The organism is Streptosporangium pseudovulgare (assembly GCF_014648055.1).
Taxonomy (GTDB): Bacteria; Actinomycetota; Actinomycetes; order Streptosporangiales; family Streptosporangiaceae; genus Streptosporangium; species Streptosporangium pseudovulgare.
The window spans coordinates 590,741-607,688 of the sequence record NZ_BMQJ01000001.1; the positions used below are offsets into that span (position 1 = coordinate 590,741).

The window sequence follows — 16,948 nt, forward strand, 5'->3', positions numbered from 1 at the left end:
GTCGGAGAGGACCGCCCGTCCATGGGTAGGGGGTCCTCGCGAAGCGCGGATGTGGAGGTTGAGATGTATCGACTGATGTTCGGGGCGGGTCTCGCGGTGGGCTACGTCCTGGGAAGCCGGGCCGGCCGGCAGCGCTATGAGCAGATCAAGCGCATGGCCGAGCGGGTGGCCGACAGCCCCGCCGTACAGGAGGCCGCCGGCCTCGTCGGCGCACGGGTTTCGAAGGCCACCGACATGGCCAGGACCAAGGTGGGTGGTGTGGCCAAGAACAAGCTGCCCTTCCTGCAGTCCGAGAACGGCTCGCAGGCCGGTGAGATCGACGACACGGGCACCGGCTGGCCGCAGAAGGAGACCCAGACCGCGGCCGGGCCCTACTAGACCGCAAGGTGCGTGAGCACGACGAAGGCCCCTTTCCCGGGGGCCTTCGTCGTGTCCGGGGCGGAAGGGCGGCCGGCCCCGCCACGGGGCGTCTTCCCCGGGCCGGTCCCGCCGTGAAACGTCTCTCCGGGCCACCGGGCGGCCGTCAGACGCCGAAGCTGCGGCGGGCCTCCTCAAGCGCCTGCTCGGCCAGGGCCCGCAGGCCCGGGTCATCGGGGTCCATGCCGCTGTCGAAGATGAACTCCCAGACCGTCCGGTCGTCGTCGGTCCTCCTGGCCACCAGCCGCACTCCCCCGCGCGCGTCCAGCGGGGCGTACCGGCTGACCACGATCGATGCGGTCACCCGCTCCCGCACGGCCTCCGGGACGCGGCCGGGCTCGGGCAGCAGCGCCCGGTGCTCCTCGCCCGACGTGGTGACCACCGTCAGGCCCTCCTCGTCCCACAGCCCCCGGTCCACCCGGAACCACGGCAGCCGGGTCCCCCGGATGTAGAGCGCCCGGTCGGTGGCGATGACGTAGCCGTCGGGTCCCTCGGCGTAGGTGAGCACCCGGTCGGGCGGCGTGACCGCCTCGCGGACTGCGGCGGGCATGCGGTTGAAGAGCTTCATACGGCCACGCTATCGGCGAGCAGGTCGAGGGTGAGGGCGGCCGAGGCGGAGAAGTCGCGGCTGCCCCGGCCGCTGCCGTCGAAGGGGTCGAAGCACTCGCGGAAACCCGCCTGCCGTACCAGGCGCAGGGTGCCGGCGGCCAGCAGCCGGGCCAGCTCGGTACGGCCGTGCGCGTCGGCCGCCCGCAGCAGCAGCCAGTTGGTGATCACCCAGGACGGCCCCCGCCAGTAGCGGGAGCGGTCGAACTGCGGGGAGCGGATCTCGCAGCTCGGCACCGGGTATCCGGCGGCGCCCATGAACCTGGGCGACTCCAGCACGCCCACCAGCGTGGCCACCAGGTCGGACGGCAGCCCCGGGTCGAGCAGGGGCCCGAACGAACCGACCGCGCAGACCGGGCTGAGCCGTCCGGCCCGCAGGTCGCGGGCGTGGAAGAGGCCGTCGAGCCAGAGGCGGTCCAGCAGCGCCGCGCGGATCCGCTCCGCCGCCTCCCGGTGCGGCGCGGGATCGGCCCCCGCCACCGGCGCCAGCTCGGCGAGCGCCTCGCACGAGGCCAGCCAGATCCCGTTGAACATCGGATCCTCGACCGCGAAGGGGTGGTCGCGCAGGTAGGCGGGGTCGTAGCCGGAGTCGCGGTAGCGGGCGGCCAGCCAGACGTAACGGTCGTGGTGACCGGTCTGCGCCTCACCGCGCTGCTCCCGGCCGTGGTAGGCGGGGCGCAGCGGCGGCAGCGCGTCCAGCGGGGCGTCCCAGACGGGACTGTCGTCCATCCCCGACTCCCAGGGATGCACGATCGCCGCCAGCCCTCCCCCGCCGAGGTCCCGGGTGGCGGCGAGGTGGTCGTGCTGCGCGACGAGCATCGGGTACACCAGGCGGACCAGCGCCGCGGCCTCGTCGCGGTCGGTCGCGTGCCGCCACACCCACCACAGGGCCAGGGCCTGCGACGGCGGCTGGGTCAGCCCGGAGGTGGACACCCGGTTCGGGGCCTCCGGGCGGTCCCGCGACCGCCAGAACGAGGGGCCGGGGAAGTATGTCTCGGCGTGGGAGTGGCGGGAGGGTTGGGAGGGGTGGAAGACGATGTGCGGCACCATGCCGGTGCTCCACCGGCCCTCCATCAGGCTGAGCAGCTCCGTGCCGGCCCGGCGGGTGTCCCAGCGGGCCAGGCCGGTGACGACGAAGGCCGCATCCCAGTTCCACTGGTGCGGGTAGAGGCCGGGCGCGGGCACGGTGCAGGAGCCCGTCCGGTTCGCGCCGAGCACGGACCACGCCTCGCGCCCGAGCGCGCCGTTGTCCAACGCGGGCCGCGCTTCCATTCGCCCAGTCTGCTCCCGCATCGACGAGGAGAACAAGGTTCGGATCTGCTATCGGCTGGTTCACACCCTGCTGCCGGGGCGGCCCGGTGTTCCCGCCCCGGCGCTCCGGCCGCTCCGGCGCACCGCCGCGGGGCCGTACCGCCGCGGGTCGCGGGCGCGCCGGGAGCGCCCAGGGCCGCTCCGGGAACGGCTCCGGGAACGGCTCCGGGAACGGCTCCGGGAACGGCGAAGGCCCCGGGGAGCTGAGGTCGCTCCCGGGGCCTTCGCCGTACGGATGTCCCGCCGGACGCTCAGTCGAGGTAGTCGCGGAGCATCTGGGCGCGGGTCGGGTGGCGGAGCTTGGCCAGTGTCTTGGACTCGATCTGGCGGATCCGCTCCCGCGTCACGCCGAACTCCCGGCCGACCTCCTCCAGTGTCCGGGGGTGGCCGTCGGCCAGGCCGAAGCGCAGCTGGATGATGCGCTGCTCACGCTCGGACAGCGTCGCGAGGATGTCGTCGAGCTGGTCCTGCAGCATGATGAAGGCGGCCGCCTCCATCGGCACGACGGCGTCGGCGTCCTCGATGAAGTCACCGAGGTCGGAGTCCTCCTCCCCGATCGGCGACTGCAGCGAGACGGGCTCCTGGGCGATGCGCTGGATCTCGATCACCCGCTCGATCGGGAGGTCCATCTCCAGCGCGATCTCCTCGGGCGCGGGCTCGCGGCCGAGGTCCTGGTGGAGCTGGCGCTGGACCCGGACGAGCTTGTTGATCGTCTCGACCATGTGCACCGGAATGCGAATGGTGCGCGCCTGGTCGGCGATCGCCCGCGTGATCGCCTGGCGAATCCACCACGTGGCGTACGTGGAGAACTTGTAGCCCTTGGTGTAGTCGAATTTCTCGACCGCCCGGATGAGCCCGAGGTTGCCCTCCTGGATAAGGTCCAGGAACAGCATCCCGCGGCCCACATATCTTTTGGCTATCGAGACGACGAGCCGCAGATTGGCCTCGATGAGGCGCTGCTTGGCGCGATTGCCCTCCCAGACGAGCTCCCGGAACTCCGGGAAGACCAGGCGCGAGGCGGCGCCGGTCAGCTTGTCCTCGGCGAACAGCCCGGCCTCGATCGACTTGGCGAGCTCCACCTCCTCCTCGGCGGTGAGCAGCGGCACCCGACCGATCTCCCGCAGGTAGATGCGGACCAGATCGCTGGTCGGCGCGCGTCTGCCGACGTCCTCCTCATCCGGGCGGCCCGGTTCCTCGTCGCCCTGGGGCTCGAGGACCTCCACTCCCTGTTCGGCGAGCATCCGTACGACGCGTTCGAGCGCGTCGGACGGCAGCTCGGACTTGTCGAGAGCGGCGGCCACGTCATCGACCGTGACGCTCCCGCGCTCCCTTCCCTTCGCGACGAGGTCGGCCACCTGGTCTACCGATGGCGGCCCACTTGGCAGCACCGATGCACCCACGGGAGACAGTCTGCTGTATTAGGCAGTCAAAATGGCAGACCCATTTTTGTAACCGAAGGTAAGGCCGCGATCATTATCGAATCGAGACCTCATTAGGGTTTGGCCGAATGACGGCATGGAAATCAAAGACCATTACGCTTCAGCTTCCCGCGGCGCGTTCCCGCAGCACCCGCCGCTGCTGCTCCATCGCGACCAGCTCGCCGAACAGGCGGTTGTACTCCTGCTGCTCCTCGACCGGGTTGGTCCGCTCCATCCGCGACTTCAGCCGCTCGATCTCCCGCGACACCGAGATGAGCTCCAGGGCGGCCAGCATGGCCGAGGCGTAGCGCTCCTCGATCTCCACGCCGACGCGCAGCTCCTCCACGGCGAAGCGGGTCACCGTACCGCGCAGGTCGTCGGGCGCCCCGGCGAGCAGGCGGTCGACCCACTCGCGCCCGCCCGGCCCGGCGGCGGCCGCGCCCCCGGCGGCGGTGATCAGCCTGTGCAGGGCGGCGTGCTCGGGCAGCGTGAACGCCTCGGCGCCGACCGCGTCGAACCCGGGGCCGAGCAGCGCGGGACGCTGTACGGCCAGCTTCAGCACCTCCGCCTCGGTCCGCACACCCGGGTCGGTGAGGTCGGAGACCTTCCTCGGCCCGGCGGGCCGCTGGGGCCGCTGCTGCTGCCGGTCGGCGGAGACGGAGATCTCGGCGATGCGGTCCATGACGAACCGCTCGTTGTTGAAGCCCAGCCACCGGTCGAGGTCGACGGCGTACAGCTGGCGCAGGGCGCGGTCCTTGATGCCGGCCACGATCGGCGCGGCGGCGTCCAGGGCGGACAGCCGGCCCTCGTTGGTCGTCACGTCGTAACGGGAGATCACGCTGCGGATCGCGAACGCGAACAGCGGCTCGCGGGAGGCGATCAGCTCGCGCACCGCGGCCTCGCCGCGCCCGGTGCGCAGGTCGCACGGGTCGAGTCCGTCGGGCTGCACGGCCACGAAGGTCTGGGTGACGAACTTCTGCTCGTCGGCGAAGGCCCGCAGCGCCGCCTTCTGGCCGGCCGCGTCGCCGTCGAAGGTGAAGATCACCTCACCGTGGGATCCCGACTGGTCGAGCAGCAGCCGCCGCAGCACCTTGATGTGCTCGGCGCCGAACGCGGTGCCGCAGGTCGCCACCGCCGTCGGCACGCCCGACAGGTGGCAGGCCATCACATCGGTGTAGCCCTCGACGATCACCGCCTGGGAGCGCCGGGAGATCTCCCGCTTGGCGAGGTCGACGCCGTAGAGGACCTCGCTCTTCTTGTAGAGGGGGCTCTCGGGGGTGTTGAGGTATTTCGGGCCGTCCTCGGCGTCGTTGAGCTTGCGCGCGCCGAAGCCGATCACGTCGCCGGTGATGTCGCGGATCGGCCAGATGAGCCGCCCGCGGAACCGGTCGATCGGGCCCCGGCGCCCCTCCTTGGCCAGCCCTCCCTTGACCAGCTCGGCGGCGGTGAACCCGCGGGCCATCAGGTGCCGGGTGAGCGCCTCCCACTCGGCGGGGGCGTATCCCACGCCGAAGCGCTCGGCGTCGGCCCGCTCGAACCCGCGCTCCGACAGGAACCTGCGCCCGGCCGCCGCCTCCGGGGCGGTCAGCCTGGAGGCGTAGAACTCCGCCGCCGCCCGGTGCGCCTCGATCAGCCGGCTGCGCTCGCCCTGCTCCCGGCCGGGGACGTATCCCCCCTGCTCGTAGCGGAGCTGGATGCCCGCGCGGTTCGCCAGCTGCTCGACGGCCTCGGCGAACGACAGGTGCTCCAGCCGCCGGACGAAGGTGATGACGTCGCCGCCCTCGCCGCAGCCGAAGCAGTACCAGTAGCCGCGGGCGGGCGTGACGTTGAACGACGGGCTCTTCTCGTCGTGGAAGGGGCACAGCCCCTTCAGGTTGCCGCCGCCCGCGTTGCGGAGCTGGATGTGCTCGCCCACGATGTCGGCGATCGGTGAGCGCTCCCGTACGAGCGCGATGTCGTCGTCACTGATCCGGCCTGCCACGCCGCGAGTCTAGTCGGGCGTCCCGACAGGTCGGCGTCCCCGCGGCGTCCCCGAGGCGTCCTCACGGCTTCTCCGTGGCGCCCCCGCAGCGGGGCCACGGCGCGGCAGACTTTCCCAAATGGTTCATGACGGGCAATGAGGTCGGTTACAAATGTAAGGGCTGTTTCTCGATAGGTTACGCGGGTGGAGATCATGCGATCGGGGCACAAAGCACGACTGGCCGCCGTGACCGGCGCGGTGCTCGTCACCGGGGCCTGCGGCTCGGCCGGCGGGACAACGAGCGTCAGCGCGCGACCGGCCGCCCTTTCCCAGGCGGTCGCCGCGACGGCCACGACGGCTCCGACGGCCCCGGAGACCCCGGCGGCGACGGGAAGCCCGGCGCCGGAGGCCACGGGAGCGGCCACGGCGACGCCCGTCCCCCGGGTGCCGCCGCAGACCCTGCGGCGCCCCAAGGCCGACGAGCCGGTGCAGGTGCCGCCGCCCAAGCTCTCCAACTTCACCTACGCCTTCCCCGTCCAGGGGTGCCGGGTGACCTACCAGAGCCAGCTCCTCGTGCTGCCCAAGACCACCATCTGGGCGGCCAAGGGCTGCTCGTTCGTCTCCCCGGTGAACGGCGTGGTCGGCGAGGTCAACGTCAAGAACCGGTGGACCGCCTCCACCGACCGGGGTGCCGACCGCGAGGGCCGCTTCGTGACCGTCATCGGCGACGACGGCGTGCGCTACCTCGGCGGTCACCTGGAGCGGGTCGCCCCGGGGATCGTCCCGGGCCGGAGGGTGACCGCCGGCCAGATCCTCGGCCAGGTCGGCAACTCGGGCAACGCCCGTTCCACGGCCAGCAACCTCTACTTCGCGATCTCCTGGAAGACCGACCCCTCGCTCTGGTGGGTACGGCGCGGCATGGTCAACCCGTGGAACTACCTGGACGCCTGGCTCAACGGCAACCGCACCCTGTCCCCGCACGACGAGATGACGGCCGTCAGGAACCGGACCGGCGCGGCGCCCAAGTGCACGACCCTGTGCGCCTCGAAGCCGAAGCCGAAGTCCAAGCCCACCGAGCGCCCGCCGCGGCCCGACGACAAGCACATCACGGTGGGCACGCTCAGCGGCGGCTGACCTCCGTACCCTCCGTACGGCCCGGCCGTGCGACCGGCCCGGACCCCGCCGACCCGAGGGGACGCATGACCCGACGGACGCGGCCGGGCCGGGTGCATGACCGGGTGAGGCCGTGGCCCGCGCCGGTCAGTGGGTCCCGCCCGTCAGGCGCCGGTGCCAGGTGACGGCCGCGGTGTCCGACAGCGAGGCGACCTGGTCGACGACCACCCGCAGCCGCCCGGCGTCGTCGGCGGCCCTGGCGAAGGCCGCCCGCAGGGCGGGCTCCAGCGTCTCCGGGGCGCCCCGCATGATCAGGTCGGCCAGCTCGCGGATGAGCTCGCGCTGCCTGGCCTGGTTGGCGTGGTGGACGTCGCGGGTCATCACGTAGTGGGCGGTGAGCCCCTTCAGCACCGCGCACTCCAGCCGGGTGGTCCTCGGCACGATGAGGCCGGCGTCGTGGCGGCCCGCCGCCGGGCCGTACGCCTCCCGGGTGGCCACCTGCGCCGACCGGCACAGGTGGCCGATGAGCTCGCTGGTCAGGGCCTTGAGCGCGGCGAGGTCGCCGAGGGAGCCGTCGAAGTGGCGGGGCCAGATCGGCTGGGCGACCAGGCGGGCGAAGACGTGCTCCAGCTCGCCGGGGTCGGCGTCCGGGGCGTACCAGGAGGCGGTGGTCACGCACACCTCGCGGCGCTCGGCGGGGTCGCGCAGGGCCGCGAGCACGACGTCCCCGGCGTGCAGGGCGTCCTCCAGGTCGTGCACGGAGTAGGCGACGTCGTCGGCCCAGTCCATGATCTGGGCCTCGAAGCTGACCCGCCGCTCGGGCGCGCCCTCCCTGATCCAGGTGAAGATGGGCAGGTCGTCGTCGTAGGCGCAGTACTTGGGGCTCGTCCGGCGCGTCCAGGGATACTTGATCGTGGCGTCCAGGGAGGCGCGGGTGAGGTTGAGCCCGGCGCTGCGGCCGTCCTCGGTGAGGACCTTCGCCTCCAGCCGGGTCAGCAGGCGCAGGCTCTGCGCGTTGCCCTCGAACCCGCCGCACGGGGCCGCGACCTCGTCGAGCGCGGCCTCCCCGTTGTGCCCGAACGGCGGGTGGCCGAGGTCGTGGGCCAGGCAGGCGGTCTCCATCAGGTCGGGGTCGCGGCCGAGCGCCTGCCCCATCTCCCGGCCGATCTGCGCGCACTCCAGCGAGTGGGTCAGCCGGGTGCGGGGGATGTGCTGCCCGCTGCCGAGCGTCTCGCCCGGCCCGACCACCTGGGTCTTGGCGGCCAGCCGCCGCAGGCCCGCGCTGTGCAGCACCCGCGCCCGGTCGCGTTCGAACGGCCCTCGCTCCGGGTTGCCGGGGGGTTCCGGCACCCATCTGGCCTGGTCATGTTCGTCGTAACCGTGCATAAGTGCAGTGATTTTATCCAGCGTCCGCCGATCCATTCCGAACTATAGGAAAACGTCGGACGCCACACCGGCGGCGGCCCGGCGGGCGGGTCCCGCGTCACGCGGGCCGCCCACCGGGCCCTCCCGGCCTCCCGGGCTCTCCTGAGTCTTCTAGGCCCCGGTCTCCCGGTCTCCCGGTCTCCCGGTCTCCCGGAGGGTCAGCGGGTGTCGGAGTCCGCGCAGACCAGGGCGGCACGGCCCGCCTCCAGCCGGGCCACCGGGATGCGGAACGGCGAGCAGGAGACGTAGTCCAGCCCGGTCTCGTGGCAGAAGTGGATGGAGTCGGGGTCGCCGCCGTGCTCGCCGCAGATGCCGAGCTTGATGCCGGGGCGGGTCCGGCGGCCCTCCTCGGCGGCGAGCCGTACGAGCCGGCCCACGCCGTCGCGGTCCAGCGACTCGAACGGGGAGACGCCGAAGACGCCCAGCTCCAGGTAGCGGGAGAAGAACGCGGCCTCGACGTCGTCGCGGGAGAAGCCCCAGGTCATCTGGGTGAGGTCGTTGGTGCCGAAGGAGAAGAACTCGGCGGCCTCGGCGATCTGCCCGGCGGTCAGCGCCGCCCGCGGCACCTCGATCATCGTGCCGACCAGGGCCTCGACGCCGGTCTCGGCCAGGATCGCCCGCGCCTCGTCCCGGACGTTCTCCAGCTCCTGCACGGCGGCGACGAGCGGGATCATGATCTCCGCGCGGGTCCCCCCGACGGCCTTGGCCGCCTCGGCGATCGCCCGGACCTGCATGGCGAACAGGCCGGGGATGACCAGGCCGAGCCGTACGCCGCGCAGACCCAGCATCGGGTTCTGCTCGTGCAGCCGCTTGACGGCGGCGAGCAGCTTGAGGTCCTTCTCCTCGGCCCGGTCCCCCGCGAGGGCGACCTTCACCGACAGGTCGGTGCAGTCGGGCAGGAACTCGTGCAGCGGCGGGTCGAGCAGGCGGATCGTGACCGGCAGGCCCTTCATCTCCCGGAAGAGCTCCACGAAGTCGCCCTGCTGCAGCGGGCGGAGGGCCTCCAGCGCCCGCTCGCGCTCGGCGTCGGTCTCGGCCAGGATCAGCTCCTCGACGAGCTGCCGCCGGTCGCCGAGGAACATGTGCTCGGTACGGCACAGCCCGATGCCCTGGGCGCCGAACCGGCGGGCGCGGGCGGCGTCCTCGGCGTTGTCGGCGTTGGCCCGCACCTCCAGCCGCCGCATCCCGTCGGCGTGCCGCATGACGCGGTCCACCGCCCGCACCAGCTCGTCCTCGTGGTCGCCCGAGCCCTCGAAGTACTCCACGACCTGGGAGTCCACCACGGGCACCTCGCCGAGGTAGACCGCGCCGGTGGAGCCGTCGATGGAGATGACGTCGCCCTCGTTGACCACGACGCCGCCGGGGGCGGTGAACGAGCGGCCCTGGATGGAGACCTCCAGCTCCTCGGCGCCGCAGACACAGGTCTTTCCCATGCCGCGGGCCACCACGGCCGCGTGCGAGGTCTTGCCGCCGCGGCTGGTCAGCACCCCCTGGGCGGCGATCATGCCGGCCAGGTCGTCGGGGTTGGTCTCGCGGCGGACCAGGATGACGTTCTCCCCCCTGTCCGCGAGCTCGACGGCCCGCTCGGAGGAGAAGACGGCCTTGCCGACGGCCGCGCCCGGGGAGGCGTTCATCCCCTTGGCGATCTTCTTGGCGTCGGCGTCCCCGGCGAAGCGGGGGAACATGAGCTGGGCGAGCTGGTCGCCGGTGACCCGGGTGACGGCCTCGTCCATGCTGATCATGCCCTGCTCGGCGAGCTGTACGGCGATGCGGAACGCCGCGCCCGCGGTCCGCTTGCCGACCCGGGTCTGCAGCATCCACAGTTTGCCGCGTTCGACCGTGAACTCGATGTCGCACAGGTCGCGGTAGTGGTTCTCCAGCGTGGCCATGATCTGCATGAGCTCGTCGTAGACGGGCTTGTCGATGCGCTCCAGCTCCTGCAGCGACAGGGTGTTGCGGATGCCCGCGACGACGTCCTCGCCCTGGGCGTTCTGCAGGTAGTCGCCGTAGACGCCCTGGTGGCCGGTGCCGGGGTCGCGGGTGAAGGCCACACCGGTGCCGGAGTCCATGCCGCAGTTGCCGAAGACCATGGAGCAGACGTTGACCGCGGTGCCGAGGTCGGCGGGGATGCGTTCCTGGCGGCGGTAGAGGATGGCGCGCGGGGCGTTCCACGACCTGAAGACGGCCTCGACCGCCATGCGCATCTGGCGGTGCGGGTCGGCGGGGAAGTCCTCGCCGGTCTGGTCGCGGACGATGCCCTTGTAGGTCTCGACGAGGCGCTGGAAGTCGGCGGCCTCCAGGTCGAGGTCGTCGCGGCCGGCCTTGAGCGCCTCCAGGGCGTCGTCGAACAGCTCGCCGTCGATGCCCTGGACGGTCTTGCCGAACATCTGGATGAGGCGCCGGTAGGAGTCCCAGGCGAAGCGCTCGTTGCCGCTGGACTGCTTGGCCAGGCCGTGCACCGACTCGTCGTTCAGCCCGATGTTGAGGACGGTCTCCATCATGCCCGGCATGGAGAACCTGGCCCCGGAGCGCACGCTGACCAGCAGCGGATCGTCCGCCTGTCCCAGGCGGCGGCCCATCTTCGCCTCCAGCGCCGAAAGGTGCCGGGAGACCTCCTCCTCCAGCCCGTCCGGGAGCCGGCCCTCCGTCAGGAAGTGGCGGCACGCCTCGGTGGTGATGGTGAAGCCGGGGGGCACCGGCAGGCCGAGATTGGTCATCTCCGCCAGGTTGGCCCCCTTACCGCCGAGCAGATCTTTGAGATCTTTGTTGCCCTCGGTGAAGTCGTAAACGTACTTGGGCACGGCTGCTCCTTCTGCGACTTCAAGCGACGTGTGTCACCGCCTCACTCCGGACTCTACCGATGAAAAAGATGATGAAACGTCACCCATCGGTATGCAGTGTGTTTTGGCCTGTCAGGGGGTGTTTGACGGTCTAATCCAATCCAAAGGAGAGCCAAATAAACCGTCATATCGGCCCGCCGTAGAATTGGTTTATACCAATTGGTGTAAACCAATTCACCGGGCATTCACGCGTCTTCCGCCCCGGGCGTCCGCACGGCCCCGCCCGGGGCGAGGTCCCCGGAGAACGCGTACGGCCCCCGCCTCCCAAAGGAGGCGGGGGCCGTACGGAACGGGACGGGACGCCGGGCCGGCCGGCGGCGGGTCAGTCGTTGAGGTGCTTGCGGAGGTAGGAGTCGACCTGGTCGAGGGCCACGCGCTCCTGGGCCATCGAGTCGCGCTCGCGGATGGTCACCGCCTGGTCCTCAAGGGTGTCGAAGTCGACGGTGACGCAGAACGGCGTGCCGATCTCGTCCTGGCGGCGGTAGCGGCGGCCGATGGCGCCCGCGTCGTCGAACTCGACGTTCCAGCGGCGGCGCAGCGCCGCCGCCAGGTCGCGGGCCTTGGGCGACAGGTCGGCGTTGCGTGACAGCGGCAGCACGGCCACCTTGACCGGGGCGAGGCGGTGGTCCAGGCGCATGACCGTGCGCTTCTCCATGACGCCCTTGGCGTTGGGCGCCTCGTCCTCGGTGTAGGCGTCGATCAGGAAGGTGAGCGTGGCGCGGTCGACGCCGGCCGCCGGCTCGATCACGTACGGGACGTAGCGCTCGCCGGTCTCCTGCTCGAAGAAGCTGAGGTCGGTGCCGGAGGCCTTGCCGTGCGCGGTCAGGTCGAAGTCGGTGCGGTTGGCGACGCCCTCCAGCTCACCCCACTCGCTGCCGGTGAAGTTGAAGCGGTACTCGATGTCGACGGTCCGCTTGGAGTAGTGCGACAGTTTCTCCTGCGGGTGCTCGTACAGCCGGAGGTTCTCGGGGTTGATGCCGAGGTCGGTGTACCAGCGGTAGCGCTCGTCGATCCAGTACTGGTGCCACTCCTCGTCGCTGCCGGGCTTGACGAAGAACTCCATCTCCATCTGCTCGAACTCGCGGGTGCGGAAGATGAAGTTGCCCGGGGTGATCTCGTTGCGGAACGACTTGCCGATCTGGCCGATGCCGAACGGGACCTTCCTGCGCGCCGACTGCTGCACGTTGAGGTAGTTGATGAAGATGCCCTGGGCGGTCTCGGGCCGCAGGTAGGCCAGGCCGGACTCGTCCTCGACCGCGCCGAGGTAGGTCTTCAGCAGGCCGCTGAACTGCCGGGGCTCGGTGAAGGCGCCCTTGTTGCCGCAGTTGGGGCAGGTGATGTCGGCGAGCCCGCGCTCCGGGGCGTGGCCGTGCTTCTCCTCGAAGGCCTCCTCGAGGTGGTCGGCGCGGTAGCGCTTGTGGCACGACTGGCACTCGGTGAGCGGGTCGGTGAAGGTCTCGACGTGACCGCTGGCCTGCCACACCTCGGGGGCCAGGATCACGCAGGAGTCGAGGCCGACCACGTCGTCGCGGCCCTGCACCACGGCCTTCCACCACTGCCGCTTGACGTTGTTCTTGAGCTCCACTCCCAGCGGGCCGTAGTCCCAGGAGGCGCGCAGGCCGCCGTAGATCTCGCTGGAGGGGTAGACAAGACCACGTCGCTTGGCGAGGCTGACGATGGTGTCCATGATGTCCGTACGGCGTGCCATAAGGGAAAATCTCCATCCGGCTGGAGGTCGGCGAGGAATCGTTGGGCTCCAGCTTAGGGGAGCCGGGCGGGCGGGGTGCCCGCCCGGACCGGCCCGTCCGTCTTGTCATTGAAAAGCCCGCGGGAACGTTCCGGGAAAATCCACCGGCGACGGTCCGCCGGTTTCCCGGAGCCCGCCCCCCCGGCGGTGGCCCGTCAGGCCCGCGCGACGTCCTCGAAGGCGCTCGGCTCGTTGATCATCAGCGTCATGAGCGGGTACATCGCCATCCGGGCCGCGCCCAGCGCCCGCCGGTAGAACCCGGCCCCCTCCCACTCGCTGACCAGCGCCCACAGCTCCGGGTCGTCCACCGACCTGGTCACCCGGCCCCTGATGTGACCGGGCTGGGCGGCCAGCGTGTCGGCGATGTCGTGGGCCTGGGCCAGGAACTCCCCGGTCCGGGCGGCGGGCACCGAGTAGCGGATGACTGCGAGCATCCGCCCAGCATGCCAGAACCGCCCGGAAGGGCCGCGCGTGCCGCCGCGGGGAGGGCCCGTGCCGCGCGCGCCGTCGGAGAGAGGGCCGCGCCGCGCGTGCCGCCGCGGGGAGGGCGGCGTTAGGCTCGGGCCGTGGCCGACAAACGAAGTCAGCGCCCCGCGCACCCTCTGGCCAGAAGCCGTCCCCCGGAGCGAGGACGCCCCCGGGGCGGCCGACCGCTCCCGCCGGGCGAGCACTTCCTCACCCCGGGCGCCACGGGCCTGCGGCGCACGGTCGAGCGGCGCAGCGCGGCGCCGCTGGTCTTCCTGTTCGGGCTTCCCCGGTGGATCCTGCCCGCGCTGCTGGTGGTGCTGCTCCTGGCAGGCTTCGCGGTGCCGTCCGCCTGGGGCGGGGTGGCGGTGCTGCCGGTGCTGGCGTTCGTCGTCTGGCTGGCCTACATGTCGTGGCCGTCGCTGGGGGTGAAGGGGCGCGTCCTGCGGGTGGTGCTGGTCACCTTCCTGGTCCTGCTGGTCGCCGACCGCTTCGGAGTCTTCTAGCCTGATTTTGACAATCATTTTCATTCACGTCCATACTGATGGACATGAAGTCGGATTTCCCCCGACGTATGCCCATGCATACCGCCGGTGCGCTCGCCCTGATGACCGTCCTCGCCACCACCGCGGCCTGCGGCTCCGGTTCGGCCGACTCCGGGAAAGCGGAGGGTGCGTTCGGCGTCAGCGCGGCCATGTACCCGCTGCAGTGGCTGACCGAGCGGGTGGGCGGGCCCGACATCGCCGTCACCGGCCTGGCCAAGCCCGGCGTCGAGCCGCACGACCTGGAGCTGTCGCCCATCCAGGTGGCCCGGCTGGAGGAGACCGGACTCGTCGTCTACATCAGGGGCGTGCAGCCCGCGGTGGACGAGGCGGTCGAGCAGCACGCCGCCGACCGGGGGTTCGACGCGGCGACCGCGGTTCGGACCCTCCCCGCGACCGCCGGGGACGAGCACGCCCACGAGCACGCCGGCGAGACGGGCGAGGAACACGCCGGCGAACACGGCGACGGGACGGGCGAGGAGCACGCCGGCGAGCACGGCGACGAGCACGCCGGGGAGGGCGGCTCCCCGATCTCCTACGACCCGCACATCTGGCTTGACCCGTCCCGCTTCGCGACGGTCGCCACCAAGCTGGGCGAGCGGCTCGCCGCCGCCGACCCCGCCCACGCCCAGGGGTACCGGGAGCGCGCCGCCAAGGTGGCGGCCGAGCTGACCGCCCTGGACGGCGAGATGACGCGGGGCCTGCGCACGTGCGCCTCGAACGCGATCGTCACCAGCCACGCCGCCTTCGCCTATCTCGCCGACCGCTACCGGCTCCGCCAGATCGGGGTCAGCGGCGTCAACCCGGACGCCGAGCCCGCCCCCGCCCGCCTCGCCCAGGTGGCCGAGGTGGCCCGCCGGGAGAAAGTGACTACCATTTTCACCGAGAGCCTCGTCAGCCCCAAGGTCGCCGAGGTCCTCGCCAGCGAGGTCGGCGCGAAGACGGCCGTCCTCGACCCCATCGAGAGCCGGCCGGCGAGCGGCGACTACACCTCCGCCATGCGCCGCAACCTCACCGCACTCCAGGCAGCGCTCCGCTGCGCGTAAGGGCCATCGTGACTTCTGATCAAGCGGTTTTCACCATGAAGGGCGGCCAGGTGAGCCTGGACCGCCGCCCGGTGCTCCGCGGCATCGACCTGACCATCGAACCCGGCGAGGTCGTGTCCGTGCTGGGCGCGAACGGATCGGGCAAGTCCACCCTCATCCGCGCGCTGCTCGGCCTGACCCCGCTGACCGGCGGCACCACCCTCCTGTACGGCAGGCCGCCCGCCCGGTTCCGCGACTGGCGGCGGATCGGCTACGTGCCCCAGCGGCTGTCGGTGGGCGGCGGCGTGCCGACCACCATCCGCGAGGTCGTCGCCTCCGGCAGGATCGCCCGGCAGCGGCGGTTCCGCCCGACGAGCGCGGCCGACCGCGAGGCGACCGAACGGGCCCTCGCCGCCGTGGGCCTGGCCGACCGGGCCGGCGACCCGGTCCAGGCCCTGTCGGGCGGCCAGCAGCAGCGGGTGCTGATCGCCCGGGCCCTGGCCGGAGAACCCGACACCTACGTCATGGACGAGCCCACGGCCGGGGTGGACGCCGACAGCCAGCAGCTCCTCGCCGACACCCTGTCCGCGCTCGTCGCCCAGGGCAGGACGGTCCTGCTGGTCGCGCACGAACTGGGCCCCATGGAGCCGCTGATCACCCGCGCCGTGGTGCTGCGCGACGGCTGCGTCTGCCACGACGGCCCGCCGCCGCACGCCGTCGGCGCCCACGCCCTGCCCGGCCACGACCACGTGCACCCGCACGCCGAGGAGAACCCCGTGAGCACGCTCGACTGGAGGCCCACGCCGTGATCGAACTACTGAGCCTGGGCCTCATGCGGCGAGCGCTGACCGCGGCCCTGCTGGTCGGCCTGGCCGCCCCGGCCATCGGCACGTTCATCGTCCAGCGCCGCCTGGCCCTGCTCGGTGACGGCATCGGCCACGTCGCCCTGACCGGCGTGGCGCTCGGCTTCCTGACCGGCACCGCACCCGTGCTGACCGCGGTGGCGGTCTCGGTGCTGGGCGCCGTGACGATCGAGCTGGTCCGGGCGCGCGGCAGGACCAGCGGCGACGTGGCGCTCGCCCTGCTGTTCTACGGCGGCATCGCCGGGGGCGCGCTGCTCATCTCGCTGGCCCCCGGCGGCAGCAACACCACCCTGATGTCCTACCTGTTCGGCTCGATCAGCAGCGTCACCGCCCAGGACGTGTGGGCGATCGGCCTGCTGGCCGCGGCCGTGCTCGGCGTGGTCGCCGTCTTCGGGCGCGAGCTGTACGTGCTGTGCCAGGACGAGGAGGTCGCCAGGGCCAGCGGCCTGCCGGTGCGCTTCCTCAGCCTGCTGATCGCCGTCACCGCCGCGCTGACCGTGGTCATCGCCATGCGGGTGGTGGGCCTGCTGCTGGTCAGCGCGCTGATGGTGGTCCCGGTGGCGACCAGCCAGCAGTTCACCCGGGGGTTCCGGGCCACGATGCTGCTGTCCATGGTCTTCGGGGTGCTCGCCACGGTCGGCGGACTCACCTCGTCGTTCTACGTGGAGGTGCCGCCGGGTGCGATCATCGTGGTGGTCGCCCTCGCGGGGTTCGTCCTCGCCCTGGGGCTCGGTAGATTCGTACGCCGCAGCCGATCACAGGAGTCCACGCCATGAGCAGCAGGCGCGATGCCGTCCACGCCGTCCTTCGCAGCAGCGAAGGTTTTCGCAGTGCCCAGGACGTGTACGCCGAGATGCGCGCGCAGGGCGCGAAGATCGGCCTGACCACGGTCTACCGGGCGCTGCAGAACCTCGCCGACGGCGGTCAGGTCGACATGCTCCGGACGGACGACGGGGAGTCCGTCTACCGCGCCTGCGCCAGCGGCGACCACCATCACCACCTGGTCTGCCGCGTCTGCGGGCGGACGGTCGAGGTGGCCGGGCCCGTGGTGGAGCGGTGGGCCGAGGCGGTCGGGGCCGAGCACGGCTTCACCGAGGTCACCCACACGGTCGAGGTCTTCGGCACCTGCGGCTCCTGCTCGGCGGCGAAGGCGGCCGGAACGGCGGCCCGCTCCTGACCGGCCCCGCGGCGTCCGTCCGTGAGATGCCCCCGCGGG

General features: G+C 71.8%; 15 protein-coding genes. 7 read left to right on the forward strand and 8 right to left on the reverse strand.

Features of this window, described 5'->3' with window-relative positions; genetic code table 11:
* Nucleotides 1-63 precede the first annotated feature (63 nt).
* Complete coding sequence (locus tag IEZ10_RS02540) at nt 64-378, forward strand: YtxH domain-containing protein (protein WP_189244773.1); 315 nt, start codon at nt 64-66, stop codon at nt 376-378.
* Nucleotides 379-523: 145 nt separating this feature from the next.
* On the opposite strand, the gene IEZ10_RS02545 is transcribed toward IEZ10_RS02540, so the two are convergent.
* From IEZ10_RS02545 to dnaG, 4 genes are all read right to left on the reverse strand, one after another.
* Nucleotides 524-985 carry a hypothetical protein gene (locus tag IEZ10_RS02545; protein ID WP_189244774.1) on the reverse strand — a complete coding sequence of 154 codons (462 nt, stop codon included), beginning with the start codon at nt 983-985 and terminating at the stop codon, nt 524-526.
* Nucleotides 982-2,295, reverse strand: coding sequence for an MGH1-like glycoside hydrolase domain-containing protein (locus IEZ10_RS02550; RefSeq protein ID WP_189244775.1), 1,314 nt, complete (start codon nt 2,293-2,295; stop codon nt 982-984). Before IEZ10_RS02550 ends, IEZ10_RS02545 begins: the two co-directional genes overlap by 4 nt.
* Nucleotides 2,296-2,585: 290 nt before the next feature.
* Nucleotides 2,586-3,689 carry an RNA polymerase sigma factor RpoD gene (gene rpoD / locus IEZ10_RS02555; RefSeq protein WP_229810870.1) on the reverse strand — a complete coding sequence of 368 codons (1,104 nt, stop codon included), beginning with the start codon at nt 3,687-3,689 and terminating at the stop codon, nt 2,586-2,588.
* 184 nt (nt 3,690-3,873) lie between these two features.
* Nucleotides 3,874-5,733 carry a DNA primase gene (gene dnaG, locus IEZ10_RS02560; protein WP_189244776.1) on the reverse strand — a complete coding sequence of 620 codons (1,860 nt, stop codon included), beginning with the start codon at nt 5,731-5,733 and terminating at the stop codon, nt 3,874-3,876.
* Between the two features lie 192 nt (nt 5,734-5,925).
* Here dnaG and IEZ10_RS02565 point away from each other — a divergent pair, with 192 nt between their 5' ends.
* Complete coding sequence (locus IEZ10_RS02565; RefSeq protein WP_189245078.1) at nt 5,926-6,846, forward strand: M23 family metallopeptidase; 921 nt, start codon at nt 5,926-5,928, stop codon at nt 6,844-6,846.
* Between the two features lie 126 nt (nt 6,847-6,972).
* Here IEZ10_RS02565 and IEZ10_RS02570 read toward each other — a convergent pair whose 3' ends face one another.
* From IEZ10_RS02570 to IEZ10_RS02585, 4 genes are all read right to left on the reverse strand, one after another.
* On the reverse strand, nt 6,973-8,211 hold the full coding sequence (locus IEZ10_RS02570) for a deoxyguanosinetriphosphate triphosphohydrolase (RefSeq protein ID WP_189244777.1): 1,239 nt from the start codon (nt 8,209-8,211) through the stop codon (nt 6,973-6,975).
* Between the two features lie 197 nt (nt 8,212-8,408).
* The gene (ppdK, locus tag IEZ10_RS02575) at nt 8,409-11,051 is read right to left on the reverse strand and encodes a pyruvate, phosphate dikinase (RefSeq protein WP_189244778.1); all 2,643 of its coding nucleotides are present in this window, start codon (nt 11,049-11,051) and stop codon (nt 8,409-8,411) included.
* A 361-nt stretch (nt 11,052-11,412) separates the two neighbouring features.
* Nucleotides 11,413-12,798, reverse strand: a complete 1,386-nt coding sequence (locus IEZ10_RS02580) for a glycine--tRNA ligase (protein ID WP_179818751.1) — start codon at nt 12,796-12,798, stop codon at nt 11,413-11,415.
* 194 nt (nt 12,799-12,992) lie between these two features.
* Nucleotides 12,993-13,271: an antibiotic biosynthesis monooxygenase family protein gene (locus IEZ10_RS02585; RefSeq protein WP_189244779.1), complete on the reverse strand. Its 279-nt coding sequence runs from the start codon at nt 13,269-13,271 to the stop codon at nt 12,993-12,995.
* Nucleotides 13,272-13,403: 132 nt separating this feature from the next.
* Here IEZ10_RS02585 and IEZ10_RS02590 point away from each other — a divergent pair, with 132 nt between their 5' ends.
* The 5 genes from IEZ10_RS02590 to IEZ10_RS02610 all read left to right on the forward strand — a co-directional run bounded on the left by IEZ10_RS02590 (nt 13,404) and on the right by IEZ10_RS02610 (nt 16,909).
* Nucleotides 13,404-13,808, forward strand: a complete 405-nt coding sequence (locus tag IEZ10_RS02590; protein WP_189244780.1) for a DUF6703 family protein — start codon at nt 13,404-13,406, stop codon at nt 13,806-13,808.
* Nucleotides 13,809-13,876: 68 nt separating this feature from the next.
* Complete coding sequence (locus IEZ10_RS02595) at nt 13,877-14,890, forward strand: metal ABC transporter substrate-binding protein (RefSeq protein ID WP_189244781.1); 1,014 nt, start codon at nt 13,877-13,879, stop codon at nt 14,888-14,890.
* Between the two features lie 35 nt (nt 14,891-14,925).
* Nucleotides 14,926-15,678: a metal ABC transporter ATP-binding protein gene (locus IEZ10_RS02600; RefSeq protein ID WP_189245079.1), complete on the forward strand. Its 753-nt coding sequence runs from the start codon at nt 14,926-14,928 to the stop codon at nt 15,676-15,678.
* Nucleotides 15,675-16,508: a metal ABC transporter permease gene (locus tag IEZ10_RS02605; RefSeq protein WP_373287366.1), complete on the forward strand. Its 834-nt coding sequence runs from the start codon at nt 15,675-15,677 to the stop codon at nt 16,506-16,508. Before IEZ10_RS02600 ends, IEZ10_RS02605 begins: the two co-directional genes overlap by 4 nt.
* A complete protein-coding gene (locus tag IEZ10_RS02610) occupies nt 16,505-16,909 on the forward strand; it encodes a Fur family transcriptional regulator (RefSeq protein ID WP_179818755.1) in 405 nt (134 codons plus the stop codon). The genes IEZ10_RS02605 and IEZ10_RS02610 overlap by 4 nt, the downstream gene beginning before the upstream one ends.
* Nucleotides 16,910-16,948: the final 39 nt, after the last annotated feature.

Bases quoted from the DNA above. Each gene is read 5' to 3' on its own strand.
- IEZ10_RS02600 (WP_189245079.1), top strand. From the start codon at position 14,926: ATGAAGGGCGGCCAGGTGAGCCTGGACCGCCGCCCGGTGCTCCGCGGC.
- IEZ10_RS02595 (WP_189244781.1), top strand. From the start codon at position 13,877: ATGCCCATGCATACCGCCGGTGCGCTCGCCCTGATGACCGTCCTCGCC.
- IEZ10_RS02610 (WP_179818755.1), top strand. From the start codon at position 16,505: ATGAGCAGCAGGCGCGATGCCGTCCACGCCGTCCTTCGCAGCAGCGAA.
- IEZ10_RS02585 (WP_189244779.1), bottom strand. From the start codon at position 13,271: ATGCTCGCAGTCATCCGCTACTCGGTGCCCGCCGCCCGGACCGGGGAG.
- IEZ10_RS02545 (WP_189244774.1), bottom strand. From the start codon at position 985: ATGAAGCTCTTCAACCGCATGCCCGCCGCAGTCCGCGAGGCGGTCACG.
- IEZ10_RS02550 (WP_189244775.1), bottom strand. From the start codon at position 2,295: ATGGAAGCGCGGCCCGCGTTGGACAACGGCGCGCTCGGGCGCGAGGCG.
- IEZ10_RS02540 (WP_189244773.1), top strand. From the start codon at position 64: ATGTATCGACTGATGTTCGGGGCGGGTCTCGCGGTGGGCTACGTCCTG.
- IEZ10_RS02580 (WP_179818751.1), bottom strand. From the start codon at position 12,798: ATGGCACGCCGTACGGACATCATGGACACCATCGTCAGCCTCGCCAAG.
- IEZ10_RS02565 (WP_189245078.1), top strand. From the start codon at position 5,926: ATGCGATCGGGGCACAAAGCACGACTGGCCGCCGTGACCGGCGCGGTG.
- IEZ10_RS02570 (WP_189244777.1), bottom strand. From the start codon at position 8,211: ATGCACGGTTACGACGAACATGACCAGGCCAGATGGGTGCCGGAACCC.